This is a genomic window from Streptomyces sp. NPDC029044, from assembly GCF_040637495.1.
Classification (GTDB): Bacteria; Actinomycetota; Actinomycetes; order Streptomycetales; family Streptomycetaceae; genus Streptomyces.
The window spans coordinates 41522-65203 of record NZ_JBEZWN010000019.1 but is presented as its reverse complement, the minus strand read 5'-3'; the positions used below and the strand labels follow the sequence as shown (position 1 = coordinate 65203).

Here is a 23682-nt window from a genome sequence, read left to right as displayed (position 1 = left end):
TCTCTTCAGGTAGAAGGGAGGGCCCCTCATGGCACGCGCAGGACTGACGCCCGAGCGTCTGACCGAGGCCGGCGCCGAGCTCGCCGACGAGGTCGGCTTCGAGCAGGTCACCGTCTCGGCACTCGCCCGGCGGTTCGACGTCAAGGTCGCGAGCCTCTACTCGCACGTGCGCAACTCCCACGACCTGAAGACGAGGATCGCCCTGCTCGCCCTCGCGGAACTCGCCGACCGGGCCGCCGAGGCCCTGGCCGGACGAGCCGGCAAGGACGCCCTGTCCGCCCTCGCGAACGTGTACCGCGACTACGCCCGGGACCACCCGGGCCGCTACGCCGCGGCCCAGCTCCGGCTCGATCCGCAGACGGCGGCCGCGAGCGCCGGGGTCCGGCACGCGCAGATGACCCGGGCGCTGCTGCGCGGCTACGACCTGACGGAACCGGACCAGACCCACGCGGTCCGGCTGCTCGGCAGCGTCTTCCACGGCTACGTCAGCCTGGAGCTCGGCGGCGGTTTCAGCCACAGCGCCCCGGACACCGAGGAGACCTGGGCCCGGATCCTCGACGCCCTCGACACGCTGCTGCGGAACTGGCCCGCGGCCCCTACCGACCCCCGAGGCTGACACCCATGCACACCGAGCACGACTGGATCACCACCCCGCTCACGGCGGACCTGCTGCGCGGCGCCCTCGACGTGGAGCACACCGAGCACGGCCTGCTCCCCCACCGGCTCCCGGCCCGGGCCCGTGCGCAGAACACCAACGCGCAGCTGGCGATGGCCGAGGCCCAGCCCTCCGGCGTACGTCTGGTGTTCCGTACCGCCGCGACCGCCGTCGAGCTGGACACGTTGCGCACCAAGCGCGACTACACGGGCTTCCCGCCGCGCCCGGACGGGCTGTACGACCTGCTCGTCGACGGCGTCCCGGCCGGCCAGGCCGCAGGGACGGGCGGCAACGTCCTCACCGTGGACCTGGCCACCTGGGCGGGCGAGGTCACGTCCGGCCCGGTCGGCACCGTCCGCTTCACGGGTCTGCCCGCGCGGGACAAGGACGTCGAGATCTGGCTGCCGCACAACGAGACCACCGAGCTGGTCGCCCTGCGCACGGACGCGCCCGTCACGCCCGTACCGGACCGGGGCCGCCGGGTGTGGCTGCACCACGGCAGCTCGATCAGCCACGGCTCGGACGCCGCGAGCCCCACGGCCATCTGGCCGGCGATCGCCGCGCTGCGCGGCGGTGTGGAGCTGGTCAACCTGGGCTTCGGCGGCAGCGCGATGCTCGACCCGTTCACCGCGCGCGCCATGCGGGACACCCCGGCCGACCTGATCAGCGTCAAGATGGGCATCAACATCGTCAACCAGGACGCGATGCGGCTGCGCGCGTTCGGCCCCGCCGTGCACGGTTTCCTCGACACGATCCGCGACGGGCACCCGGACACCCCGCTGCTGCTGGTCTCCCCCATCCACTGCGCCATCCACGAGGACACACCCGGCCCCACCGCCCCCGACCGCGACGAGATCGGCAAGGGCCGCCTGGTCTTCGCCCCCATGGGCGACCCGGCGGAGACGCCCATGGGCAAACTCACCCTGACGGTCATCCGCGAGGAACTGTCCCGCATCGTCGAACAGCGCCGCGCCGACGACCCCCACCTCCACTACCTCGACGGCCTCGACCTCTACGGCCCGCAGGACGCCGCCACCCTCCCCCTGCCCGACCACGTCCACCCGGACGCGGCCACCCACCACCACATCGGCACCCGCTTCCACGAACTGGCCTTCACGAAGTCAGGGCCCTTCGCGAAGGGGGCGTGAGCGGAAGCGGCCGGTCCGTCAGGCCTCGAAGCCCTGGTCCGCCAGGATCCCGGCGATGCGGGACCGGTGGGCCGACTCCCAGTCGGCCAGGGACTCCGCGGCCTCCTTCGCCAGTTTGGCCCGGGCCGCGGGCAGGATCTCCTCTCGGCGGGCCACGGGGACCACCACGACGCCCTCCTCGTCGGCGACGACCACGTCCCCCGCGTCCACGTCCACCCCACCGCAGCGCACCCGCTCGTTCAGCGGCCGGGCGGCCGACTTGGTGCCCGGGATGGGGATGACGCCGCGTGCGAACACCGGGAAGCGCATCTCCCGGACCTCGGCGAGGTCGCGGATCAGCCCGTCGGCGACGAACGCGGTGATGCCCGGCGCCGGGCGACGGCGCAGACGTTGCCGCCGGCCAGGGCGTAGTCCAGGTCCCCCGACTCCACGACGACGACCGAGCCGGGGTCTGCCCGGTGGATCGCGGCGTGCAGCATCAGGTTGTCGCCGGGAGGGCACCGTACGGTGAAGGCGGGTCCGGCCACCCGGGGCACGGGGCCCCACAGCGGCCGGATCCCGAAGTCCATGACCTGCCCGCGGCCCAGCAGGTCGGCCAGTGTGGTCGTGGGAATGTCCGTGAACGCGTCGACGTCAGCCATGTCCCGGACCCTAACCGCGGTTTCAGCGGAACGGCAGCGGCCTGCCCCGCACCACCTCCAGCCGCGACACCGCCCGCGTCAGCACCACGTACAGACGGTGCAGTCCCCGTTCCTCCGCCTCGGCGATCGCCGCCGGTTCGACGGCCACGACATGGTCGTACTCCAGGCCCTTGACCACGCTCGCCGGCACCAGGGCGACCCGCGCGCCGAGTTCGTCCGGGCCCGCGGCTTCGATGCCGGCCGCGTCCAGTGCCGCCCGCACCCGGGGAACGTCCGCGTCCGCCGCGACGATCCCGACCGAGCCCTCCCGCCCCAACGCGTCCCGGACGGCCGCGACGACCGCCCCGGGCACGCCGTCCACGGTCGTCTCCCGCATCCGCAACTCCCCGTCCCCGCGCAGCGAACGGGCCGCCGGCACGTCCACGTCGAGGTGCTCCAGCAGCCGGTTGGCGAGTCCGACGAGGGCCTGCGGCACCCGGAACCCGGTGGTCAGCGCGATCACGGCCGCGTCCGGCTTCCCCAGGTGCGCGAGGACCGTACGCCAGGACCGGGCCGCCCACGGCGTCGTCCCCTGCGCCAGGTCGCCCAGCACCGTCAGCGAACCGAAGCGGGCCCGGCGGGCGATGGCCCGGCACTCCATCGGGGACAGGTCCTGCGCCTCGTCGACGACGACGTGCCCGTACCCTGCCGGATGCGCGATCAGCCCGGCGACCTCGTCGAGCAGCACCAGGTCGGCGGCCGACCAGCGCGCCGACTTCCACGACCGGGGCGGCCGGTCCCACAGCAGGGCCCGCTGCTCACCGGCGTCGAGCAGCCCCTCGGCGGCGGCCGCCAGCACTGCCTCGTCCCCGAGCAGTCCGGCCACGACCTCCTCGGGCCGCACCCGCGGCCACACGGCGTCGACGTACGCCGACACCGGCCGCGCCCGCTCGACCCGCCGCACCCAGGCGTTCGGCGGCGGCCCGGCCCGTCGCTCCACCTGCTCGCGCAGACACCGCACGATCCGCGCCCGGACCCGCTCCCGCCCGACCTCGTACGGCGGTTCCTCCTCCCGGACCCCGGCCACGATCCGCGCGAGCTGCCCCGCCGGCACCCGCCACCGGTAGGCCCCGTCCGGCAGGGCGATCTCCGCGCCGTTCCCCTCGGCGCGCACCCTCGCGTACAGCGCCCGCCGCAGCACCTCCGCCATCCGGGCGTCGTGCTTCACCACGGCGGCCCGCTCGTCGTCCACGCCCCGGACCGGCAGGCGCGCGATCTCCTCCCCCAGGGTCGACTGCCGCACTCCGCTCTCGCCGAGGGCGGGCAGCACTTCGGCGATGTACGACAGGAAGGTGCGGTTGGGCCCGAGGATCAGCAGACCGCCGCGCCGGATGCGCTGCGGGTGGGTGTAGAGCAGATACGCGGCCCGGTGCAGCCCGACCGCGGTCTTGCCGGTGCCCGGCGCGCCCTGCACGCACACCGACAGCGCCAGATCCCCCCGGACGAGGTCGTCCTGCTCGGGCTGGATCGTCGCGGCGATGTCCCGCATGGGCCCGACCCGGGGCCGTTCGATCTCCCGGGCGACGATCTCGCTGTCGCGCGCCTCCCCCTGCTCCAGGTGCTCGTCCTCCAGGCCGGTGAGGTCCCCGGAGTCGCCCCGGCTGCCGGGCGCCCACCCGAAGCGCCTGCGCACCACCACACCTTGCGGGTCACGGGCCGACGCCTGGTAGAAGGCCCGGGAGACGGGCGCACGCCAGTCGACCACCAGGGGCGGTTCGGCCGGGTGCTCGGAGATCCGCAGCCGCCCGATGTGCAGCTGCCCCTCGCCGCCCCGCAGGGCCCCGAAGAACAACGGCCCCTCCGGCAGTTCCCGCAGCGCCTTCGCATGGCTGCGCAGCCGGTATCCGAGGACTTCGGCATCCGCCCCGGACGCGGACACGTCCTCCCCGATGACGACCTGTTCACCGGCGCCCTCGACCATCGCGGCGAGGGCGGTCCGGCAGCGCTCGTGGTGGGCGCGTTCCTGGTCGAGGACGTGCTGAAGGGCAGGGTCGGTCGAGGTCATTCCACCGAGCGTACGCGAAAAAGTGACTGAGTTAAATAAATTACCGAGTATCGCCAGAGAGATGCGGCGGCAGCCCGGCCGCGAGCCGGCCGAACGCCCGCTGCGCCGCCGCCACCGCGTCCGGCCGCACCTCCGCCACCCGCTCCCCCGCCGCGATCCGCCGCCAGTTCTCCAGCGCCAGCACCCGCAGCACGGCCATGATCTGCCCGGCCGCGAGCCGCGCGTCCAGATCACCCCCGAGCACCTCGGCGAGCGCGGCCTCCGACCGCTCCTGGTGCGTGTACGCCCGGGCCACCAGGGAGGGCGTCCCGTAGAGCAGGGAGTGGAAGGCGAGCACGTCGGGGTGGTCATTGAGCCCGGTCACGGGGTCTCCCTGCTCCAGCCCCTCCAGGAAATGCCGCCGCAGCGCCTCCACGGCCGTCCCCTCGGCCCGCGCGACCACCCGGGCGGCCTCCCCCTCGTGATCGGCGATCCGGTACAGCACCAGATCCTCCTTGGCCGGGAAGTACCGGAACAGCGTCGGCTTCGAGATATCGGCCGCCGCCGCCACCTCCGCGACGGACACCGCGTCGAACCCCTTCTCCAGGAAGAGCCGCACGGCGATGTCCGACACGGTCTCGTACATCCGCTGCTTCTTGCGCTCACGCAGGCCCGGGTTGGTCATACCGGGGAGCCTACGCAGCGGTGGGGTCAGGCCAGGGCGCGGGCGAGATACGGATTGGCGGTGGAGCGCACCGGAAGACCGAGCGAGCCCGTGGCGACGGCCAGCGTCACCGCGTAGGAGTCCACCGCCCGCCGGACGTTGGGGGCGTCCAGGCTCGCGCCCGTCACGATGCGGTCCAGGTCGACGTAGGCGGAGCGCACGATCTCCAGCCGGCGGTACACCCGCCAGTCCTTGCGCCAGTCGCGGGTGTACCGCGCGGGCAGCCGGCCCTCCCAGCGGCGGAACATCCGGTCCCTGATCTCCGGCCGGGTCGGGGTCAGGTGCATGTGCCGTACGAGGTCGTAGAGGGGATCGCCGACGACTGCCATCTCCCAGTCGATGATGGTCAGCGCCAGATCGTCGTCGCGGCGCACGAGGTTCCAGGGGTTCAGGTCGCCGTGCAGGAGCGCGGGCTCCCGGTGGCTCACCTCGTACCGGGAGAGGATCAGCTGCAACCGCTCCGCGTCGGGCAGCCCGAGATGCCGGGCCAGTTGCTGCGACTCCTTCGGCAGGTCCCGTACCAGGGAGACCAGCTGGTCCCGGAGCCAGTGGTGGAAGGCGCCCTCGCCGGCGGTCGGGTCGACCTGCTCGTACCGGACGTGCGTCAGGGCACACAGCTGGTCCACCAGGCCGTCCGCCTCGTGCGGCAACAGGCCGTGGACCGGGTGGTCGGGGGGCCGGTCCACGTCCCGCGGCCCGACGTACGTGTGGAGGGCGATGGTGTCACCCTGGCAGGTCTCGCCCAGGGCGAGCACCCGCGGCGCCGCCACCGCGACGGCCGACTCCTCGATCGCGCGCAGCACGGCGTGTTCGCTGAGGAAGCCGCGCTCCCTGCGGCACCCCTCGGACAGCTTGCGCCGTACGACCACGGGAGAGCCGAAGCCCGGTACCGACACCACGGTGTTCAGGTGCGCGGTGCCCTTGAACACCCGGCCCGCGGGTGCCGCCCCCTCCGCCAGCAGCGCTTGCCTGACCGCGGTCGCCGGGAAGCCGCGGCGCTCCGGCATCCGGCGGTCGGGCCGCCACCGGAACGCCTCCGCACCCCAGGCCCGGCCTCCGGCATCCCCGTTCGTCCGCGAGAGCAGCCACCGGAACAGGGCCCGCCGGACGTCGCCCTCCTTCGGCACGCTGACGAGGCGCAGCGGTTCCGCCGCCGCCTCCAGGGCCCGCCCCACCTCGGCCGTCGCCTCGTCCAGACTCGCCTGCGTGAACGATTCCTCCAGGGACCGGGCGGCCCGCATCACGTCCGGGAAGACGGACTGCGCCCGCTCGAACGCCAGATAGTGCCGCAGGTCCTTGGCCAGACCGCTGACCGCGGCCGGACGGACCTGCTGCATGGCCTCGGCCCAGGCGTCGACCACTTCGGCCCACTGGTGTGCCGGGTACCGCATGCGCACGAGGTGGGTCGCGAGGTCGTGCAGCGGATCGCCGTAGGTGGCGAGCTCCCAGTCGACGCAGACCAGGGGCGGGTCGCCCGCCTGCGAGACGATCACGTTGTCGCGGTGCAGGTCGGCGTGGAGCAGGCTGTACGGCCGCCGGGCCATGGCGGGCACTCGCCCGGCCAGCCCGGCGAGCGTGTCCTCGGGGATGCCCAGCGCCGCGAACAACCCGCCGAACCCGTCCCGGTTGGGCCGTCTGATCTGCTGGTCGGCCAGGTGGACCATGGTCCTCAGGAAGCCCTGGCTGTCCGTGTCGTTGCGGGGCCAGACCGACGGCAGGGCGGGCAGCGCCCCGCGCCGCACCTGGGCCATCCGGGCGAGCAGCCCGGCCAGCGCCTTGACGAACAGGGTGTCGACGGGCTTGCCGTAGTCGCAGACGCTGGAGAGCGGTACGCCGTCCACGAAGCTGTGGATCGAGAATCCGTCCCGCTCGACCAGGGACCGCGGTGTGTGCGGCAGGACCCCCCGGACGGCGGCGAGGACGTCGGCCTCGTGCTGCCAGGTCCGGATGACCACGGGCAGCGCGTCCGGGCGCCGGATCCGGACGGTCACGCACGCGCCCGCCTCACCGCCGACCATCCGGGCCATGCCCTCCGTCAGCGGAAGGAGGTAGTTCCGGTTGTGGTGGCCGCCGGTCTCCTGCCCCAGTTCGGCGGCGAGTTTCACGAAGGCCCGGCAGGTGGCGTCGTGCGAGGCGCGCTCCCCGAGAACAGGACGGGGACGAGGGGATGCGCCCACTGGCCGCTCCGGATGTGCGAGAAGGGGAGAACGGTATGGCAAACGGTAGATACGCGGCCCGCCCAGCGCATGCGGAGTGAGCCGTTGAGGGTGGTTTGCCACCCGTCTGCATGAGACGGCGCGAGCCCGTTCGATGGCGGCCGGTTGGCTTCTTCCCTTACGAACGAGGCCGGGCGTTCGACTCAATCGGTGCGCGCGGTGCGGGAATGCTACACCCGTCCCGGTGCTCCGCCGGCTCCCGGAGCGCCCGCCTGTCCGCGCAGCCGCTCCAGCAGCGGCTGAAGGGACACGAGGACCGTCTCGGCCCCGGCGTCCCGCAGGATCTTGGCCTTGCGTTCATTGCGCGCGTAGCCCAGGAACGGCACCCCGGCCCGCTCCGCCGCCTGGAGGTCGGGAGGCGTGTCACCGATCATCAGCGCGTCCCCCGGCGCCGCCCCCATCGCACTCAACGCGCGGTTCAGGCAGTGCGGATCCGGCTTGAGGAGACGCAGTTCCTGGGTCCGGCCGTAGATGTGGGGCGCGAAGCAGTCGACGAGGCCGCGGCCGGCGAGGTACTTGCGGACCACGCGCGGGGAGTTGTTCGTCGTGATCGCCAGGCGGGAGCCGACGGCCGTCCAGGTGCGGATCAGGGGGTCCGCGTACTCGGTGGGCCAGGCCGACGACGCGGCCCGCAGTTCCTCCTGGGTGAGACGTTCCTCCAGCTCGGCGACGAGGTCGCTGCCGGGGTGCCGGCGGTCCACGGCACGCAGCACCACCTGCGGGTCGAGGGACTCGCGCTCGGTGTCGGTGAGCAGGCCGTGCAGACCACGGCCCGCCAGCCAGGCCACCAGGTCGCCCGCCACCCGCTCCGCGGAGTGCCCGGCGAACAGGCGGCAGATGGGGCCGTCGAAGTCCCACAGCACGACACGGGCACGTCTGATCAGATGAGGGAGTCGATTCGGATCATTCTCGGTCTCGAAGGGCACCGCACCAGTCTGCGTCGCATCAGAAGTCACTAGGAGAGTGTCAGGTCCGTCGTGATGGTTTCCCAGAGGGCGTTGAACCACTTCTGGGATTCCTCGACGAAAGCCGCGTCCCGCCGCCCCGCCCGCTTCACGAAGGAGAAGAGGAGGGACTGGGAGCCGAGGACGTCGTACATGTCCAGGGTCTGACTGCCCCACTCCTCCGCACGTCTGGTCAGCATGTAGTAGCCGATCAGGGCCTCCTCCTCGTTGAGGAGGTACAGCTTCACCGGCGGGGTGAAGGGCAGCGCCCGGAACGTGACGTGCACGTCGATGCCGTGCGTCGAGCGCAGCGCGCGCAGGTTGTGCTGGAGGACCTGCCCCTGGGCGTTGCGCATGGACAGCCAGCGCTGGTGGACCGGATTGTCGTCGCCGTGAGCCTCGACCGGGACCGGGAAGGCCAGCTCGATGTCCCGGGAGGGGACCAGGATGCGGACGTCGATGGCCTCGGGGTGGATACGGCCCTCGTGGATCAGGCGCAGCGGTTCGCCGATGGCGACCATCAGCGTCTCGGCGGTGTGGCAGACGACGTCGACGCGGACGCGCGGGGCCGAGAACGCCTCCGTGAGGCGCGGCGCCAGGCCCACCATCGTCGGCTGGGGCTCCCCCCGGGCCGGGGCCGGGGCGGCGACCCGTGGCGGGCTGCCCTTGCTGACGTTGCTGAGGAGACCGTCCTCCTGGAGCGTCCGCAGGGCCTGGCGGACCGCGCCGCGCTCCACGCCGAACTCCTCGGCCAGTTCGGCCTGGGTGGGCAGGCGGTCCCCGGGCTTGAGTTCGCCGGCGCGGATGCGTTCCCGCAGGCTGTCGGCGATCTCCTGGGGCGATGACCTTCTGCTGCCGTTCACTGCCACGTTCTCCGCCACGCTCTCCTGGGTCACGACCAAACGCTACAACTCTGATCCATCTGGCGGGAGTTGTTTGAAAGTTGTTTATGACTAGGGGCCAAGTGGGGACAACTTAATCAGAGTTGGTTGCCAACTTCTCGGAGTTGGCGGAAGTTTTGCTTCCGGCTTCCGAAGGGGGAACACCGATGCCCGCCCTCGCTCTCCTCTCCGCCGCCTTCGTCGTCGCCTTCGAGCAGCTCGTCCAGTGGAAGTACGGTCCGGCCGGCATCGTCGGCCTGATCCTTCTCACCGTGGGCGTCAAGGCCAAGAGCCCGGCCGTCAGCTCCGCGGGAGCGGTCGTGCTCGCGCTGCTGATGACGGGGCCCGCCCGATGAGTCACCGCGCCACCCCGGAACGACCCGTGGGAGACGTCAGGTCGTGAGCACCAGCTCCGAACTGATCGTCTCCCACAGTGCGTTGAACCACAGGTGCGACTGTTCCACGAACGTCGTGTCGCGCAGCCCGGCGCCCTGCCGGAAGGCGAACAGCATGGACTGGGTGCCCTGGGCGTCGTACAGCGCCGGCTGCTCGTGATCGGCCTCGGCCTCCCGGCGCGTCAGCGTGTAGTACGCGAACAGCGCCTCCGTGCCGTTCAGCAGGTACAGCTTCACCGGCGGGGTGAAGGGCAGCGCCCGGAACGTGACCCGCACATCGATGCCGTGGGTGGCGCGCAGGGCCAGCAGATTGTGCTGGAGGACCTGCCCCTGGGCGTTGCGCATCGACAGCCACCGCTCGTGCACCCAGTCGTCGCCGCGCCCCTCGACCGGCACCGGGAAGGCGAGGTCGATGTCCCGGCTGGGCAGCAGCACCCGCACGTCGACCTTGGCCGGTTTCAGCCGTCCGGCGTGGATCTGCCGCAGCGGCTCCCCGATCGCGAGCGTGAGGGAGATGGACGTCAGGCACACGGCGTCGATCTCGACGTGCTCCGCCGCGAACGCCGTCGCTATCCGGGGAGCGAGGGCCACCGTGGTGGGCAGCGGCGGGACCTGTGGGCCGGTCAGCGCGCCGACGGGGTCGGGGGCGACGGTCGCCGGGCTGCCCTTGGACACGTTGGTGAGCAACCGCTCGGACTGAAGGAGGCGCAGCGCCTGCCGCACCGCGGTGCGCTCGACGCCGAACTCGTGAGCCAGCTGGGCCTGGGTGGGCATGCGCTCACCCGGGCGCAGCGCCCCTGACCTGATCCGGGCGCGCAGCGCGTCGGCCACCTCGTGATGTGTTCTCTGTGGCCGCTGCGACTTCTTCCGTCCATGGACGGAGTCGTGTTCCGGGTCCACATTCGAACAGTACAACTTCCCGCCATCTTTCGGCAGTTCACGGAAAGGTGGTTATGAGCCGCTTCCAAGCGGAGATACAAACAGTGAAGTTGGTAACCAACTTGGGGAACATGGTCAGACCTTCAGGGGGTTGGCCACCCGCTCAGGGACTCCCTTCCGGAGGGGAGCCGGGAGTCCCGCCCGGCCGGCTCGGCCGCACGACAACCACAACTGAACAGCTCGCTACGGATGCGGGTCCCAGCACACCGGCAGGAGGGAGCGGCTCAGAACATGTCCGGGCACCAAGGCCGTCTGGACGTACGCAGCAGGGCGTCGGCCTTCCGGGCGGCGCCCGCTCGTTCCTCGCGCACCCTCCCCAGCGCCGCCAGCCGCACCGCCGACTCGTCCCCGAGCCACAGCGCTGCCAACTCGCCCAGTCCCAGTTCCAGTTCCGCGCTCTCGGTCGTCGGCGTGCAGGACGACCCCTCGGGTGAGGCCTCCAGCCGGTAGCGCCCGCCGGTCAGCCCGTCCACCCCGGCGATCTCCAGCACCAGCGTCCCCTGCCCCTCGTACGTCCGCGCCTCCAGCGCCCGTACGACGTCCAGGATCCGGACCCACAGCCAGTCCGCCTGCGAGGTGATCCGCGCCGCACGCGGGTCGGGCAGGACGTGCGGGAGCAGGTCGTCGGGCGCCCGCCAGCCGCTCTTCACCGTCACGACCCAGTCGACGGAGCACAGGTACTCCCACAGCGCGCGTTCCGCGGCCGGTGTCACGCCGAGCAGCCACCGCACGCTCGCCGTGTTCAACGGCTGCTTGGCGTCACCCCAGTTGTCGTCCACGTCGTAGGCGGCCATGCCCTCGACCTCGCCGGACGCCGAGCGGTACACCGCGTAGAACGGGTCCTTCCAGGACGGGTCGATCCGTACGGCGCCGGTGTTCCACTTCCACCACACCTCGTCGCGGTCGATGGCGCCGGGCTGGCGGCGGCACAGCCGCGCGTGCAGGTCGGGGCCGAGCTTGCGGACGTCCTCGGCCTCCACCAGGTCGATCCGCCCGCCGTCCGCCGGGCCCGCCCAGCGGGCGTCGAGGCCGGCGCGCGGCACGTCGACCGTCCACTCCGCCATCCAGGTCGCCGGTCCGAAGCCGTAGCGGCCGTAGATCGGGTACTCGGCGGCGATCAACGTCGCGACGACGTCCCCGCGCTCCTTCGCGGCCGCCAGGTCCCGCGCCATCATCCGGCTGAGCAGTCCGCGGCGGCGGTGGGTGGCGGTGACGGTGACGCCCGAGACCGCGTCCGCCGGGACGCCCGCCCCGCCGACGGCGGTGAGCTCCTGGGCGAACGACCGGAAGGTCGCCACACACCTGCCGTCGTCGAAGGCCCCGAGGTAGCGGCCCTCGACGAACCTCTCGCGCCGCCCCGCGATCTCCTCCTCGGTGAGCGCGGGCACCCGCAGGAAGCCGGTGTTCACGGCACGCAGCCAGTCGGGGAACTCGGACCCGGTGATCGGGCGTACGTCGATGTCGTCGGCACGGGACACGGCGGTCATGAACTCACGCTAGGCGGAGGGCCGGTCGGTGTCGCGTGAATAACCGACCGCCGGCCCTCCCCCGGGCCCCCGGGACGGCTCACACCAGCAGGTCGTCGACCTGCGCCTCCCCCTCGCGGTACCGGCGCGCGATCTCCGCGCTGCACTCGTCGGCCGTGCGCTGGAGCCGCCGGCGGCGGCGGGAGACCTGCTGCTCGTGACGTTCGAGCCGTCCCATCGCCGAGTTCAGCTCCTGGACCGTGCGTGCGTCCAGGTCGGACAGCTCGACCTCGGCGAGCATCTCCGCGGCCAGCCGCCGGTACTCCTCGCCCTGCGGCGTGCCCAGGGTCAGGTGGCGGGCCGAGGAGCGGTGCCGGGCCGGGCCGTCCCGCAGGATCTCCGCCAGCCGCTCCACCACCGAGCCCTCGTCGGGCAGGGCCACGGAGGCCACTCCCGCCGGCGTACGCCGGGCGACCTCGGCGCGCAGGATGTCGATCCGTCCCTGGAGCAGCCGCCGCAGATAGCTGAGGTCCGCCTCGTCGCGCTGGGCCTCGCGGCGCAGCGTGCGCAGATCGGGCAGGCTCAGCGCGGGCAGCTCGGGCTCGGAGGCGTCCGAGGGCAGCCGCGGGCTGTCCGTGCGCTGTGTGGGCGGCCGGTGGTACTCCGACGCGCCGATCCCCGTGTACGTCGACCGGAAAGCCGCCTGCTGCTGTCCGGTGCTTGATGTGCTCATGTGCCTCAACCGTCCCCTCGACCGGTGTGTGCAAGCATCGTGCCACCCCAAGTGGCCGCTATGGGAACGAGTGCCCCCGATAGACCCCAGATGGGCGGTATAGCAGCAAAATACGGCCGTGCAGGGGCTGTTGGCGCCCGCGCAAACCACCCTTTCGGGCCATGCGCCGACCGCCCGCGGCGCCGATGTCACCGCCCTGCATGATGGACGTATGCGAGCTGTGGTGCAGAGAGTGGACGGCGCGAGCGTCGTCGTGGACGGCGAGACCGTGGGCGCGATCGAGGGCGAGGGGCTGTGCGTCCTCGTCGGCGTCACCCACGAGGACACCAAGGAGAAGGCGGCCCAGCTGGCCCGCAAACTGTGGTCGATCCGCATGCTGCACGACGAGAAGTCGTGCAGCGACGTCGACGCCCCGCTCCTGGTGATCAGCCAGTTCACCCTCTACGGCGACGCCCGCAAGGGCCGCCGCCCCACCTGGAACGCCGCCGCCCCCGGCGACGTGGCCGAGCCGCTGGTCGACGAGGTGGTCGCCCGGCTGCGTTCCCTGGGCGCGACGGTGGCCACGGGCCGTTTCGGAGCGGCGATGAGGGTATCGCTGACGAACGACGGCCCGTTCACGGTGCAGATCGAAATCTGACCCGAAAGATCTACAAGTCCTACGGCTCGACGACGACTTCCTGGGCGGCGGCCGTGTCACCGGCCACCAGCCGGGCGTCCACGGCGACGTTCCGCTTCACCAGGGCGAGGGCGACCGGGCCGAGCTCGTGATGCCGCGCCGAGGTCGTGATGAAGCCGATCTTCCGGCCGTCGGGGCCGTCGTCGGCCAGCCGGATCTCGGTGCCCGCCGCCGGCAGGTGGACCTCGCTGCCGTCCAGGTGCAGGAAGACCAGGCGGCGCGGCGGCTTGCCCAGGTTCTGCACCCGGGCGACCGTCTCCTGCCCCCGGTAGCAGCCCTTCTGAAGGTGCACCGCCGACCCGATCCAGCCCAGCTCGTGCGGGATGGTGCGGTGGTCGGTCTCGAAGCCGAGCCGGGGCCGGTACTGCTCCACGCGCAGCGCCTCGTGGGCGAGGATCCCGGCGGGCGGCCCGGCCTGCGCCGCGTAGGCCTCCAGGTCGGCGCGCGGCAGGAACAGGTCCCGTCCGTGCGGCGTCTCCCGTACGACGACGCCCTCGGGGACCTCGGCGATGGAGCCGGCCGGGAGGTGCACGACCGCGGTGTCCGCCGTGCGGTCGGCGACCTCGACCCTGTAGAAGAACTTCATCGACTCCAGGTAGGCGATCAACGCCTCCTGGGTGCCCGGCTCCACATGGGCCCAGACCGTCCCGCCGTCGTCGACGAGGTACAGGGCGTGCTCGATGTGGCCGTTCGCGGAGAGGATCAGGGCCTCGGTCGCCCGGCCCGCCGGGAGGTCGCTGACGTGCTGGGTGAGCAGCAGGTGCAGCCAGGCCAGCCGGTCCTCGCCGGTGACGGCGAGGACCCCCCGGTGCGAGAGGTCCACGAATCCGGTGCCGTCGGCGAGGGCACGCTGCTCACGGAACAGATCGCCGTAGTGGGCGGCGACGCCTTCGTCCACGCCCTCGGCGGGGACGGCGCCGGGCAGGGTCAGCAGGGGGCTCTTCATATCCCTAAGCCTACGACTCGGTAGTTGAAGCCTTGAGCGTGCAGTCCTCGCACCGGCCGAAGATCGCGAAGTGCTTCAGGTCGGTGTCGAAGCCGAAGGTCTCCCGCAGCTTTGCGGTGAACTCGGCGGCCACCGAGACGTCCGCCTCGATCACGTTCTGGCAGTCACGGCACACCAGGTGGATGTGGTGGTGCCGGTCCGCGAGATGGTACGTCGGCGCCCCGTGCCCCAGATGCGCGTGACTGACCAGACCGAGCTCCTCCAGGAGCTCCAGCGTCCGGTACACCGTCGAAATGTTGACCCCCGACGCCGTCTTCCTCACTTCCACGAGGATGTCGTCGGGGGTCGCGTGCTCAAGGGTGTCCACGGCTTCGAGCACGAGTTGCCGCTGCGGGGTCAGCCGGTAGCCGCGCTGCCGCAGATCGCTCTTCCAGTCGGTGCTCACCACACCGGCCAGTCTAGGACTACTTGAAGAAAGCGATCCCGTCGTCCGGCATGTCGTCGGGCAGGGCCTTGGCCCAGCGCTCGACCTCCTCCGGGGTGACGACCTTCTTGAGGTGGGCGGACATGTACGGGCGCAGCTCGACCTCGGGGGTCTGCTTCTCGCCGACCCACATCAGATCGCTCTTGACGTAGCCGTACAGGCGCTTGCCGCCGGTGTAGGGCTGGGAGGCGGCCGTGCGGGCCACCGCGTCCGTCACGAGGTCGATCTGCGGCTTCTTGTCGGCCAGCTCGCCGTACCAGATCTCGATGACGCCGTCGTCGCGGGTCATCGTCACCTCGACCTTGCGGGCGCCGTCGATCCGCCAGAAGCCGTGCTCGGACTCCAGGGGACGGACCTTGTTGCCGTCCTTGTCCAGCACCCAGCTGTGGGACCGGTACTCCAGGAAGTCCCGGCCGTCGTGGGTGAAGGAGACCTCCTGCCCGAAGTTGCACTTCTCCGAGCCGGGGAAGTCGTGCACGCCGGCGCCCGCCCAGTCGCCGAGCAGGAAGGCGAGCGGGACGAGGTCCTTGTGGAGGTCGGACGGGATCTCGATCATGGGAACTTCCTAGACGTGGGTCAGCGCTGGCCCTGGTACAGCTTCTTCACGGTCAGTCCGGCGAAGGCGAGGACGCCGACGGCGACCAGGACCAACAGGATTTCGAAGAAGATCTCCACGGGGTGCTCCTTGAGCGGGGGTGCGAATGGGTGCACAGGGCCGGAGGCCAGCTTACGCGGGCCCCTTCGGCACTTCGATTCCGGACTAGGCTTCCGGCTATGGCGAAGAAGCTGGTGATCAAGGTGACGGCGGGGGCGGACGCCCCCGAACGGTGCTCTCAGGCGTTCACGGTGGCGGCGGTGGCCGTGGCGAGCGGTGTCGACGTCTCCCTGTGGCTGACCGGCGAGTCCGCCTGGTTCGCCCTGCCCGGCCGGGCCGCCGAGTTCGAGCTGCCGCACGCGGCTCCCCTGCCCGACCTGCTGGACTCCCTCCTCGCGGGCGGCCGCGTCACCCTGTGCACGCAGTGCGCGGCCCGCCGCGAGATCACGGAGCAGGACGTCATCAAGGGGGTCCGGATCGCGGGCGCGCAGGTCTTCGTCCAGGAGTCGATGGCGGACGGGACGCAGGCGCTCGTCTACTGAGGCGTTTCGGTGTGGAGGCAGAACGGGTGGCCCGCCGGGTCCAGGAGCACCCGGACGTCGTCCTGCGGCTGGAACTCCGCGAGCCGGGCGCCCTCGGCGACGGCCCGCGCGCTCTCCCGCTCCAGGTCGTCGACCTCGATGTCGAGGTGGATCATCATCTGCTGCCGGTCCGCTGCGCTCGGCCAGGTGGGCGGCCGGTAGGCGGGCTCGGTCTGGAAGGACAGTCCCGTACCGCCGCCGGGCGGGCGGATGTGCACCCAGTCCTGCCAGTCCTGCCCGCGCCACACCCGCCAGCCGGGCAGCAGCCGCAGGTAGAAGTCCGCGAGCTCCCGGGCGTCCGGGGCGTCCAGGACCGCCGCTGTCAGTCTCATGGAACGGGGATACCCCGGACGGGCGGGACGACGCCGGTCACCGCGGCCGCTTCTTGCCGTCCAGCTCGTCCCACCACTCGTCGGACTGGGGATCCCCGGAGGGGTCGTCCCACCACCGGTCCTCCGGGCCGCGACGGTTGGCGACCATGGCCGCGACGGGCGGGATGACCATGGCGACGACGCACATCCCGACGGCGACGGGGACGGACCACAGACGCACCACACCCCAGGCCAGCACGAAGAGGCCGATGCAGAGGCCCATCATCGCGAAGTACGTGTGACGCCGGCGTGCGTACATGTGTCCAGGGTAGGTCCGGGCAGGCCGAAGGGCCGCACCCCAGGCGTCCAACCCGGGGGGGTGCGGCCCTTCGAAATTCCGGTCGCCGTCAGACGGCGATCGCGACCTCCGCCAGGCCGCCCTGCTGGGCGACGACCGTGCGGTCGGCGGTGGCGCCGGGCACGAGGGCACGGACGGTCCAGGTGCCCTCGGCCGCGTAGAAGCGGAACTGTCCGGTCGCCGAGGTCGGCACCTCGGCCGTGAACTCGCCGGTGGAGTCCAGCAGACGGACGTAGCCCACCACGGGCTCGCCGTCCTTGGTCACCTGACCCTGGATGGTGGTCTCACCGGGCTTGATCGTCGAGGCGTCGGGGCCGCCGGCCTTCGCACCGCACATGTCGTACTCCTGAAGTCTGGAAAGGTCGGTGGGGGTTGCTTACTTGTTGGCGCCGAGCTCGATCGGCACGCCCACGAGGGAGCCGTACTCGGTCCACGAGCCGTCGTAGTTCTTGACGTTCTCCACACCGAGGAGCTCGTGCAGCACGAACCAGGTCAGCGCGGAGCGCTCACCGATGCGGCAGTAGGCGATGGTGTCCTTGGCCAGGTCGACGCTCTCCTCGGCGTAGAGCTCCTTGAGCTCGTCGTCCGACTTGAAGGTGCCGTCGTCGTTGGCGTTCTTGGACCACGGGATGTTGCGGGCGGACGGGACGTGGCCCGGGCGCTGCGACTGCTCCTGCGGCAGGTGGGCCGGGGCGAGCAGCTTGCCGGAGAACTCGTCGGGCGAACGCACGTCGACGAGGTTCTGCGAACCGATGGCGGCCACGACGTCGTCGCGGAAGGCGCGGATGGAGGTGTCCTGGGCCTTGGCCTTGTAGTCCGTCTTCGGGCGCTCGGGCACCTCGTCGCCGGCGACCAGCTCGCGGGCGTCGAGCTCCCACTTCTTGCGGCCGCCGTCGAGGAGCTTGACGCTGTCGTGGCCGTAGAGCTTGAAGTACCAGTAGGCGTAGGAGGCGAACCAGTTGTTGTTGCCGCCGTAGAGGACCACGGTGTGGTCGTTGCCGATGCCCTTGTCGGACAGGAGCTTCTCGAAGCCCTCCTGGTCGACGAAGTCACGGCGGACCGGGTCCTGGAGGTCCTGGGTCCAGTCGATCCGGATGGCGTTGCGGATGTGGTTCTTCTCGTAGGCGGACGTGTCCTCGTCCACCTCGACGATGGCGATGGTCGGGTCGTCCAGGTGCTCCTGGAGCCAGTCGGCGTCAACCAGGACGTCGTTGCGGCTCATGCTTCTTCTCCTCCGGGGCAGTTACGGCGGGGCGTGCGAGGTCTGCAGGGCGCACCCTTGAGGCAGGGCGGCGCACGGGTGCCCGTGATGCGGGGCTGCGGGGATGCGCGCGCCGGCGCGACTGCCGACGCGATCGCTCAGAAGGTGCGACAGAGCATGGCGGCGACGCGGCACAGGTCTACTGCCCGCCGCTTCGTGAGGTCCGCCTGTCGCTTCATAGCGTCGATCGTAGGGACGGTCAGGCGGGCATGTCACCGGCGTGTCGCATACTGAGACGCGATCGTCCGGGATGTGGGACCTAAGGGTTGCGGGAGGCCTCGGGGCACGGAACGTGACCGGATGCATCGGCCGTCACAGCTGAGCCGCGGACGTCACCGTCTCGCCCACCGGACACCCCTGGTCCGGCGCCCTGCGCCCGGTCTACCCGGCCAGCCGGACGTCGGAACCCTTCACCGTGATCTCGACGCCGTCCGGGGCGGCCTGGACGGTGTCCAGCTTGATGCCGCCGGGCAGGCCGTCGATCTTCTGCTGGAAGTCGGTGATCGCCCGGACGCGGTCCTCGGCGATGTCGACCCCGCCGAACTTGGGCAGGCCGTCGGCGTGCACGCGGACGGTGCCGTCGTCCACCTTCACCGAGCTGAGCACGGAGACCGGCTCCGGGAGCTTGGTGCCGAGGACCGTGGCCTCGACCGTGACCTTGATCTTGCCGTTGCCGCCGTCGGAGAGGCCCACGACGTTGGCGGTGACGCCCGGGGCGACCTGGGTGGGCTCGGACTTCGCCGTCTTCAGCAGCTCGTCGTAGGCGATGGTCGCGGTGCCGGTGGCGTTGGAGGCGGTGGCGGAGCTGTAGTCGCCGGAGAACTCGACGCCCTTCATGTCGGCCCGGAGGTCGTCGATGCGGATCTTCTGGCCGCCGTTGCCCGCGGTGGCCTCGTAGTCCTTGATGCCGACCTCGATGTCGTCCAGGGAGCCGCCGACGACCTGGGTGAGGAACGGGAAGCCCTTGATCGACACGTCGGGGGTCGCCGACAGGTTCTCGGTCGTCCTCAGCCGGTCGGCGGCCTCGTCCTCGGCGAAGTTGACCGCGACGCGGTCGGCGATCACGAAGAGCCCGCCCAGGATCACGACGAAGATCAGCAGTATTCGCAGTGCGCGCATGCGGTGTGTCCCCCACCCAGTCGGTTAGACGGCGGTCCCTGACGACCGGGTGGCCGTCCCTGGCGCGAGAGTAACCCTCCGGGGAAGAGGAACCGGAGGATTGTTGATCACCTGTGACAGGGCGGGGCTCTGTGCGGGGCCCTAGGCCAGCGCCCTGCCCAGGACGTACACCGCCGGGGCCGCGGCGGCCAGCGGCAGGGCCACGCCCGCCGTGAAGTGGACGAAGCGGGACGGGTAGTCGTAGCTCGCGACCCGGTGGCCGATCAGGGCGCAGGCGCCGGCGCCCGCGCCGAGGAGGGCCCCGGAGGTGCCGAGGTCCGTGACCTGCCCGGCCGCGATGCCCGCGCCCGCCGCGGCGAGGAGGGACACCACCACCGAAGCCGGGGTCGGCAGCGGCAGCGCGCGGGCCAGGACGGCCACCGCCACGGCCACCGCGCCCACCGTCACCGCGTCCGCGGCGGCCGCGAGGTACCCGCCGGCCACGATCGCCAGGGCCGAGGCCGCGACCGTCGCCATCAGGCCGTACATCCGCTCGTCCGGGTCGGCGTGCGAGCGCAGCTGGAGGACCAGCGCGAGCAGCACCCACACCCCGAGCGTGCCGAGGATCGCCGCCGGGGAGCGGCCCGAGGCCAGCAGCGCCGCGTCCGCGGCCAGCGCGCCCGCGAAGCCCAGCGCGATGCCCTGCCGGGCCGGCCACATGCCGTTCAGCCGGAACCAGCCCGCCGCGGTGACGGCCTGGAGGACCACCAGCGGCACGAGCAGGGCGTACGTCCCGACCGCCGCCGCACCGGCCAGCAGCAGCCCGAGCAGCGCCGTCAGGGCGGCCGGCTGCATGCCGGGCTCGATGATCGGGGACCGCCCCTCCGCCCGGGCCCGCTGCGCGTCGGTGACGCGGGCGTTCCCGCCGACGGTGGCGGGGCCGTAGGCGGAAGCGGCGGTGTCGGCTCCGGCCGGGGCCCCGGCCCGCTGCGGCGGCGACTGGGGGGTCAGGATCGCCGTCTCCGGATCCGGCGCCTGCGCGGACACCGGCTGGTGGTTCTGCGTCTCCCAGGTCTGGCCCTGCCACTGCTGCGTGTACTGCTGAGCGGCCTGCGGGTCCTCGTAACCCGGGTGCCCCTGAAACCCCTGGTGTCCCTGGTGTCCCTGGTGTCCCTGGTACCCCTGCCCGGGCCACGCCTGCGGCGCTTGCGCGTAGGGGTCGTACGGCTGGTGGGGCCGGTTCGGCTGGTCGTTCATCGTCATCCTCCTGCGAACGGCGGGAGCACCTCGACCGTGCCGCCGTCGGCCAGCCGTACCGTCTCATGTCCGCGGGTGCCCACGGGGTCGCCGTCCACGAGGAACGAGCACCGGCGCAGGACGCGCTCCAGTTCGCCGGGGTGCCGCTCGCGCACCCCGTCGAGCGCCTCGGCGAGCGTGGCCGCCTCGTACGGCTCCTCGGCCACCCCGGCCGCGGCCTTGGCGGCGGCCCAGTAGCGCACCGTGACCTTTGGCATCTGCTTCCTCAATGAATTCGGCGGTCAACCCCGTCAGGCTAGCCCGCCCGGCCCACCCCCCACTCCCCGATCCGGGCCAGCAACGCGTCGCCCGCCGCGTGCTCGGCATGCCCCATGCCCGGCTCCAGCCACAGTTCGCCCTGGTCACCGGCGGCCGCGGCCAGCATCCGCGGATGGTCGACGGGGAAGTAGCCGTCGGCGTCGCCGTGCACGATCAGCAGGGGGGTCGGGGCGATCCGCCGCACCGCCTCCACCGGGGAGAGCGGCACCGGGTCCCAGTCCCGGCGGTGGATGCGCGTACGGAATCCGTACCGGCCCACGACCCGCCCCTCGGGCCGGGTCACCAGCCAGTGCAGCCGCCGCATGGGCGCGGTCCCCCGGTAGTACCAGCGGGCCGGTGAGCTGACCGACACCACCGCGTCGGTCTGCCGCGGGTGCAGCGCCGCGTGCCGGAGCACCACCGAGCCGCCCATGGAGAAGCCCACGGTCACCACCCGCGCGTGCCCGTGGCTCCGCGCCCAGGCCACCGCCGCCGTCAGGTCGAGCACCTCGCGGTCACCGACCGTGGAGTGTCCGCCGGACCTCCCGTGCCCGCGGAAGGAGAAGGTGACCACGCCCCCGTACCGGGCGAACGCCGCCGCGATCCGACGCACGTGCGGGCGGTCCACCGCACCGGTGAACCCATGCGCGACCACGAACACGGGATGACCGGAGGGCGTCCCGGAGGTGTCGTGCACGGCCGCTCCCGGCTCGTACACGGCGTCGATCGCCACACCGTCGGACGTGCGCAGAAACGCCCGCGACGACATGCGCACAGGCTTTCCCCCACTCGTCTCGGAATGCGGACGATCGGTGGAACGCGCCACATCACCTGCCCGACCAGAGCTCATGTGGGCTATTCTGCTGGGCAGAGGACTCGGGCAGCGAAGCCCCCGGGTCCTTTTGTGCTTTCGGAAGCGTTGTATACGACGCGGGAAACCGCAGGTGTACGGAGCCTTCGGGATCGCAGAGCCGTGCTGTGCCAACAAGCGTCCTCGCAGGGACCGAGGAGGAACCAGACGTATGAGTTCTCTGCTGCTCCTGACCAACGCCCTCCAGCCGTCGACGGAGGTGCTCCCCGCCCTCGGCCTGCTCCTGCACAACGTGCGTGTGGCGCCCGCGGAGGGCCCCGCCCTCGTCGACACCCCCGGCGCCGACGTCATCCTCGTCGACGGCCGGCGTGACCTGCCGCAGGTCCGCAGCCTGTGCCAGCTGCTGCGCTCCACCGGGCCGGGCTGTCCGCTCGTCCTGGTCGTCACCGAGGGCGGCCTCGCCGCCGTCACCGCCGACTGGGGCATCGACGACGTGCTGCTCGACACCGCCGGACCGGCGGAGGTCGAGGCGCGGCTGCGGCTGGCCATGGGGCGGCAGCAGATCGTCAGCGACGACTCCCCCATGGAGATCCGCAACGGCGACCTGTCGGTCGACGAGGCGACGTACTCCGCCAAGCTCAAGGGCCGCGTCCTCGACCTCACCTTCAAGGAGTTCGAGCTCCTGAAGTACCTCGCGCAGCACCCCGGCCGCGTCTTCACCCGCGCCCAGCTGCTCCAGGAGGTCTGGGGCTACGACTACTTCGGCGGTACGCGCACGGTCGACGTGCACGTACGGCGGCTGCGCGCCAAGCTCGGCCCCGAGCACGAGTCGCTGATCGGCACCGTCCGGAACGTCGGTTATCGATTCGTTACGCCGGAGAAGCCGGAGAAGATGGAGCGCGCCGCCGAGGAGGCGAAGGCCAAGGCAGCCAAGGCAAACTCGGACAAGACGGACGAGTCGGCAGCCCTGGACGCCGCCGAGGCCCGCGCCAAGGCGTGAGAGGCGTAGTGCGGCGCCGACCTGGGCATCGCTTCCCGCACGGGGTGCCCCGGACGGCGGTCGGGATATCGTACGGAACCTCCTTTACGCCCTGCCCGGAGCCGGTATATCCGCGTAGACTCCGCGCGTGGCCAAGGTGACTCGGGATGATGTGGCGCGGCTGGCAGGGACTTCCACTGCCGTGGTCAGCTATGTCATCAACAACGGACCCCGGCCGGTCGCCCCGGCCACGCGCGAGCGTGTCCTCGCCGCGATCAAGGAACTGGGGTACCGGCCCGACCGGGTGGCCCAGGCGATGGCCTCCCGGCGCACGGACCTCATAGGCCTGATCATCCCGGACGCCCGCCAGCCCTTCTTCGGGGAGATGGCGCACGCGGTCGAGCAGGCCGCCTCCGAGCGCGGGAAGATGGTCCTCGTCGGCAACACGGACTACGTGGCCGAGCGCGAGGTCCACTACCTGCGCGCGTTCCTCGGGATGCGGGTCTCCGGCCTGATCCTCGTCAGCCACGCGCTCAACGACCTGGCCGCCGCCGAGATCGAGGCCTGGGACGCCCGGGTGGTGCTGCTGCACGAACGCCCCGAGGCCATCGACGACGTCGCCGTCACCACGGACGACCTGGGCGGCGCCGAGCTCGCCGTCCGCCACCTGCTGGAGCACGGCTACGAGTACGTCGCCTGTATGGGCGGCATAGCCGAGACGCCCGCGGTCGGCGACCCGGTCTCCGACCACGTCGAGGGCTGGCGCCGCGCGATGGACGAGGCCGGGATCTCCACCGAGGGCCGCCTCTTCGAGGCCCTCTACAACCGCTACGACGCCTACCAGGCCGCCCTGAAGATCCTCTCGGGCCCCCAGCGCCCGCCGGCGATCTTCTGCTCCACCGACGACCAGGCGATCGGCCTGCTGCGGGCGGCGCGCGAACTGCGCATCGACGTCCCCGGCGAGCTGGCGGTGGCCGGCTTCGACGACATCAAGGAGGCGGCGCTCACCGACCCGCCCCTGACCACGGTCGCCTCCGACCGTCCGGCGATGGCCCGGGCGGCCGTCGACCTGGTCCTCGACGACGGGCTGCGGGTGGCGGGGGCCCGGCGGGAGCGGCTGAAGGTGTTCCCGTCGCGGCTGGTGACCCGGCACTCCTGCGGCTGCGTGTAGCCTCCGGCGGTTCAGGCGGCGGGCGTCCTTATATCGGGCATACGAGGTTCTGTCGGGCTTCTCAGCAAGCACTCAGGAAGCTCTCATGGTCG

The 23682-nt window shown here is 71.8% G+C and carries 27 protein-coding genes and 1 pseudogene; 7 read left to right on the top strand and 21 right to left on the bottom strand.

Going from position 1 to position 23682, the window contains the following annotated elements:
- Positions 1-28: 28 nt before the first annotated feature.
- Both AB0E85_RS17950 and AB0E85_RS17945 read left to right on the top strand, forming a co-directional pair.
- Positions 29-616, top strand: a complete 588-nt coding sequence (locus AB0E85_RS17950) for a WHG domain-containing protein (protein ID WP_361927777.1) — start codon at positions 29-31, stop codon at positions 614-616.
- 5 nt (positions 617-621) lie between these two features.
- Positions 622-1803 (top strand): SGNH/GDSL hydrolase family protein, encoded by a 1182-nt coding sequence (locus tag AB0E85_RS17945; protein ID WP_361927774.1) that lies wholly within the window; start codon positions 622-624, stop codon positions 1801-1803.
- 18 nt (positions 1804-1821) lie between these two features.
- Here the strand turns inward: AB0E85_RS17945 and AB0E85_RS17940 are convergent.
- The 6 genes and pseudogenes from AB0E85_RS17940 to AB0E85_RS17915 form a co-directional block, all read right to left on the bottom strand.
- Positions 1822-2444: pseudogene (locus AB0E85_RS17940) on the bottom strand (RraA family protein).
- 22 nt (positions 2445-2466) lie between these two features.
- Positions 2467-4488: an AAA family ATPase gene (locus AB0E85_RS17935; protein ID WP_361927772.1), complete on the bottom strand. Its 2022-nt coding sequence runs from the start codon at positions 4486-4488 to the stop codon at positions 2467-2469.
- A 40-nt stretch (positions 4489-4528) separates the two neighbouring features.
- Entirely contained in the window at positions 4529-5152 is a 624-nt protein-coding gene (locus AB0E85_RS17930; protein ID WP_361927770.1) for a TetR family transcriptional regulator, read from the bottom strand.
- 26 nt (positions 5153-5178) lie between these two features.
- The gene (locus tag AB0E85_RS17925; RefSeq protein WP_361927767.1) at positions 5179-7368 is read right to left on the bottom strand and encodes an aminoglycoside phosphotransferase family protein; all 2190 of its coding nucleotides are present in this window, start codon (positions 7366-7368) and stop codon (positions 5179-5181) included.
- A gap of 209 nt (positions 7369-7577) precedes the next feature.
- Positions 7578-8333, bottom strand: a complete 756-nt coding sequence (locus tag AB0E85_RS17920) for an HAD family hydrolase (protein ID WP_361927765.1) — start codon at positions 8331-8333, stop codon at positions 7578-7580.
- Positions 8334-8362: 29 nt separating this feature from the next.
- Positions 8363-9253: a winged helix-turn-helix domain-containing protein gene (locus tag AB0E85_RS17915; protein WP_361927762.1), complete on the bottom strand. Its 891-nt coding sequence runs from the start codon at positions 9251-9253 to the stop codon at positions 8363-8365.
- A 146-nt stretch (positions 9254-9399) separates the two neighbouring features.
- On the opposite strand from AB0E85_RS17915, the gene AB0E85_RS17910 reads away from it, so the two are divergent.
- Positions 9400-9588, top strand: coding sequence for a hypothetical protein (locus AB0E85_RS17910; protein WP_031143363.1), 189 nt, complete (start codon positions 9400-9402; stop codon positions 9586-9588).
- Between the two features lie 36 nt (positions 9589-9624).
- On the opposite strand, the gene AB0E85_RS17905 is transcribed toward AB0E85_RS17910, so the two are convergent.
- The 3 genes from AB0E85_RS17905 to AB0E85_RS17895 all read right to left on the bottom strand — a co-directional run bounded on the left by AB0E85_RS17905 (position 9625) and on the right by AB0E85_RS17895 (position 12765).
- Positions 9625-10542 (bottom strand): GntR family transcriptional regulator, encoded by a 918-nt coding sequence (locus tag AB0E85_RS17905; RefSeq protein WP_361927758.1) that lies wholly within the window; start codon positions 10540-10542, stop codon positions 9625-9627.
- Between the two features lie 248 nt (positions 10543-10790).
- On the bottom strand, positions 10791-12053 hold the full coding sequence (locus AB0E85_RS17900; protein WP_361927755.1) for a GNAT family N-acetyltransferase: 1263 nt from the start codon (positions 12051-12053) through the stop codon (positions 10791-10793).
- Positions 12054-12132: 79 nt separating this feature from the next.
- Complete coding sequence (locus AB0E85_RS17895) at positions 12133-12765, bottom strand: aerial mycelium formation protein (RefSeq protein ID WP_361927752.1); 633 nt, start codon at positions 12763-12765, stop codon at positions 12133-12135.
- A 211-nt stretch (positions 12766-12976) separates the two neighbouring features.
- Between AB0E85_RS17895 and dtd the strand changes: the two genes are divergently transcribed.
- Positions 12977-13402: a D-aminoacyl-tRNA deacylase gene (gene dtd, locus AB0E85_RS17890; RefSeq protein ID WP_358962532.1), complete on the top strand. Its 426-nt coding sequence runs from the start codon at positions 12977-12979 to the stop codon at positions 13400-13402.
- Positions 13403-13421: 19 nt separating this feature from the next.
- Here the strand turns inward: dtd and AB0E85_RS17885 are convergent, their stop codons facing one another.
- Genes AB0E85_RS17885 through AB0E85_RS17875 form a run of 3 tightly spaced genes read right to left on the bottom strand, consistent with a single transcriptional unit; the run spans position 13422 to position 15427 of the window.
- Positions 13422-14387 carry a folate-binding protein gene (locus AB0E85_RS17885; RefSeq protein ID WP_361927749.1) on the bottom strand — a complete coding sequence of 322 codons (966 nt, stop codon included), beginning with the start codon at positions 14385-14387 and terminating at the stop codon, positions 13422-13424.
- Positions 14388-14397: 10 nt separating this feature from the next.
- Positions 14398-14835: a transcriptional repressor gene (locus AB0E85_RS17880; RefSeq protein WP_030849015.1), complete on the bottom strand. Its 438-nt coding sequence runs from the start codon at positions 14833-14835 to the stop codon at positions 14398-14400.
- A 16-nt stretch (positions 14836-14851) separates the two neighbouring features.
- Positions 14852-15427 carry an FABP family protein gene (locus AB0E85_RS17875; protein WP_361927746.1) on the bottom strand — a complete coding sequence of 192 codons (576 nt, stop codon included), beginning with the start codon at positions 15425-15427 and terminating at the stop codon, positions 14852-14854.
- Positions 15428-15645: 218 nt separating this feature from the next.
- On the opposite strand from AB0E85_RS17875, the gene AB0E85_RS17870 reads away from it, so the two are divergent.
- Positions 15646-16008 (top strand): DsrE family protein, encoded by a 363-nt coding sequence (locus tag AB0E85_RS17870; RefSeq protein WP_361927743.1) that lies wholly within the window; start codon positions 15646-15648, stop codon positions 16006-16008.
- Here AB0E85_RS17870 and AB0E85_RS17865 read toward each other — a convergent pair.
- The 9 genes from AB0E85_RS17865 to AB0E85_RS17825 form a co-directional block, all read right to left on the bottom strand.
- On the bottom strand, positions 16002-16379 hold the full coding sequence (locus tag AB0E85_RS17865; protein ID WP_361927741.1) for a VOC family protein: 378 nt from the start codon (positions 16377-16379) through the stop codon (positions 16002-16004). The two genes, AB0E85_RS17870 and AB0E85_RS17865, sit on opposite strands and share 7 nt — an antisense overlap.
- A 37-nt stretch (positions 16380-16416) precedes the next feature.
- Complete coding sequence (locus tag AB0E85_RS17860; RefSeq protein WP_037759339.1) at positions 16417-16677, bottom strand: DUF3099 domain-containing protein; 261 nt, start codon at positions 16675-16677, stop codon at positions 16417-16419.
- 88 nt (positions 16678-16765) lie between these two features.
- Positions 16766-17053: a DUF1416 domain-containing protein gene (locus AB0E85_RS17855; protein ID WP_003991226.1), complete on the bottom strand. Its 288-nt coding sequence runs from the start codon at positions 17051-17053 to the stop codon at positions 16766-16768.
- 39 nt (positions 17054-17092) lie between these two features.
- Positions 17093-17938 (bottom strand): sulfurtransferase, encoded by an 846-nt coding sequence (locus AB0E85_RS17850; RefSeq protein WP_189590894.1) that lies wholly within the window; start codon positions 17936-17938, stop codon positions 17093-17095.
- 137 nt (positions 17939-18075) lie between these two features.
- Complete coding sequence (locus AB0E85_RS17845; protein WP_350310325.1) at positions 18076-18156, bottom strand: putative leader peptide; 81 nt, start codon at positions 18154-18156, stop codon at positions 18076-18078.
- 202 nt (positions 18157-18358) lie between these two features.
- A complete protein-coding gene (locus AB0E85_RS17840; protein WP_361927737.1) occupies positions 18359-19096 on the bottom strand; it encodes a DUF2993 domain-containing protein in 738 nt (245 codons plus the stop codon).
- Positions 19097-19237: 141 nt separating this feature from the next.
- Positions 19238-20332, bottom strand: a complete 1095-nt coding sequence (locus tag AB0E85_RS17835; protein WP_361927735.1) for a hypothetical protein — start codon at positions 20330-20332, stop codon at positions 19238-19240.
- 2 nt (positions 20333-20334) lie between these two features.
- Positions 20335-20589, bottom strand: a complete 255-nt coding sequence (locus tag AB0E85_RS17830) for a MoaD/ThiS family protein (protein ID WP_010036212.1) — start codon at positions 20587-20589, stop codon at positions 20335-20337.
- 38 nt (positions 20590-20627) lie between these two features.
- Entirely contained in the window at positions 20628-21479 is an 852-nt protein-coding gene (locus AB0E85_RS17825) for an alpha/beta fold hydrolase (protein ID WP_361927732.1), read from the bottom strand.
- A gap of 172 nt (positions 21480-21651) precedes the next feature.
- Between AB0E85_RS17825 and AB0E85_RS17820 the strand changes: the two genes are divergently transcribed.
- Positions 21652-22440: a response regulator transcription factor gene (locus AB0E85_RS17820; protein ID WP_361927729.1), complete on the top strand. Its 789-nt coding sequence runs from the start codon at positions 21652-21654 to the stop codon at positions 22438-22440.
- 127 nt (positions 22441-22567) lie between these two features.
- The gene (locus AB0E85_RS17815) at positions 22568-23590 is read left to right on the top strand and encodes a LacI family DNA-binding transcriptional regulator (protein WP_361927726.1); all 1023 of its coding nucleotides are present in this window, start codon (positions 22568-22570) and stop codon (positions 23588-23590) included.
- The last annotated feature ends 92 nt before the right edge of the window (positions 23591-23682 follow it).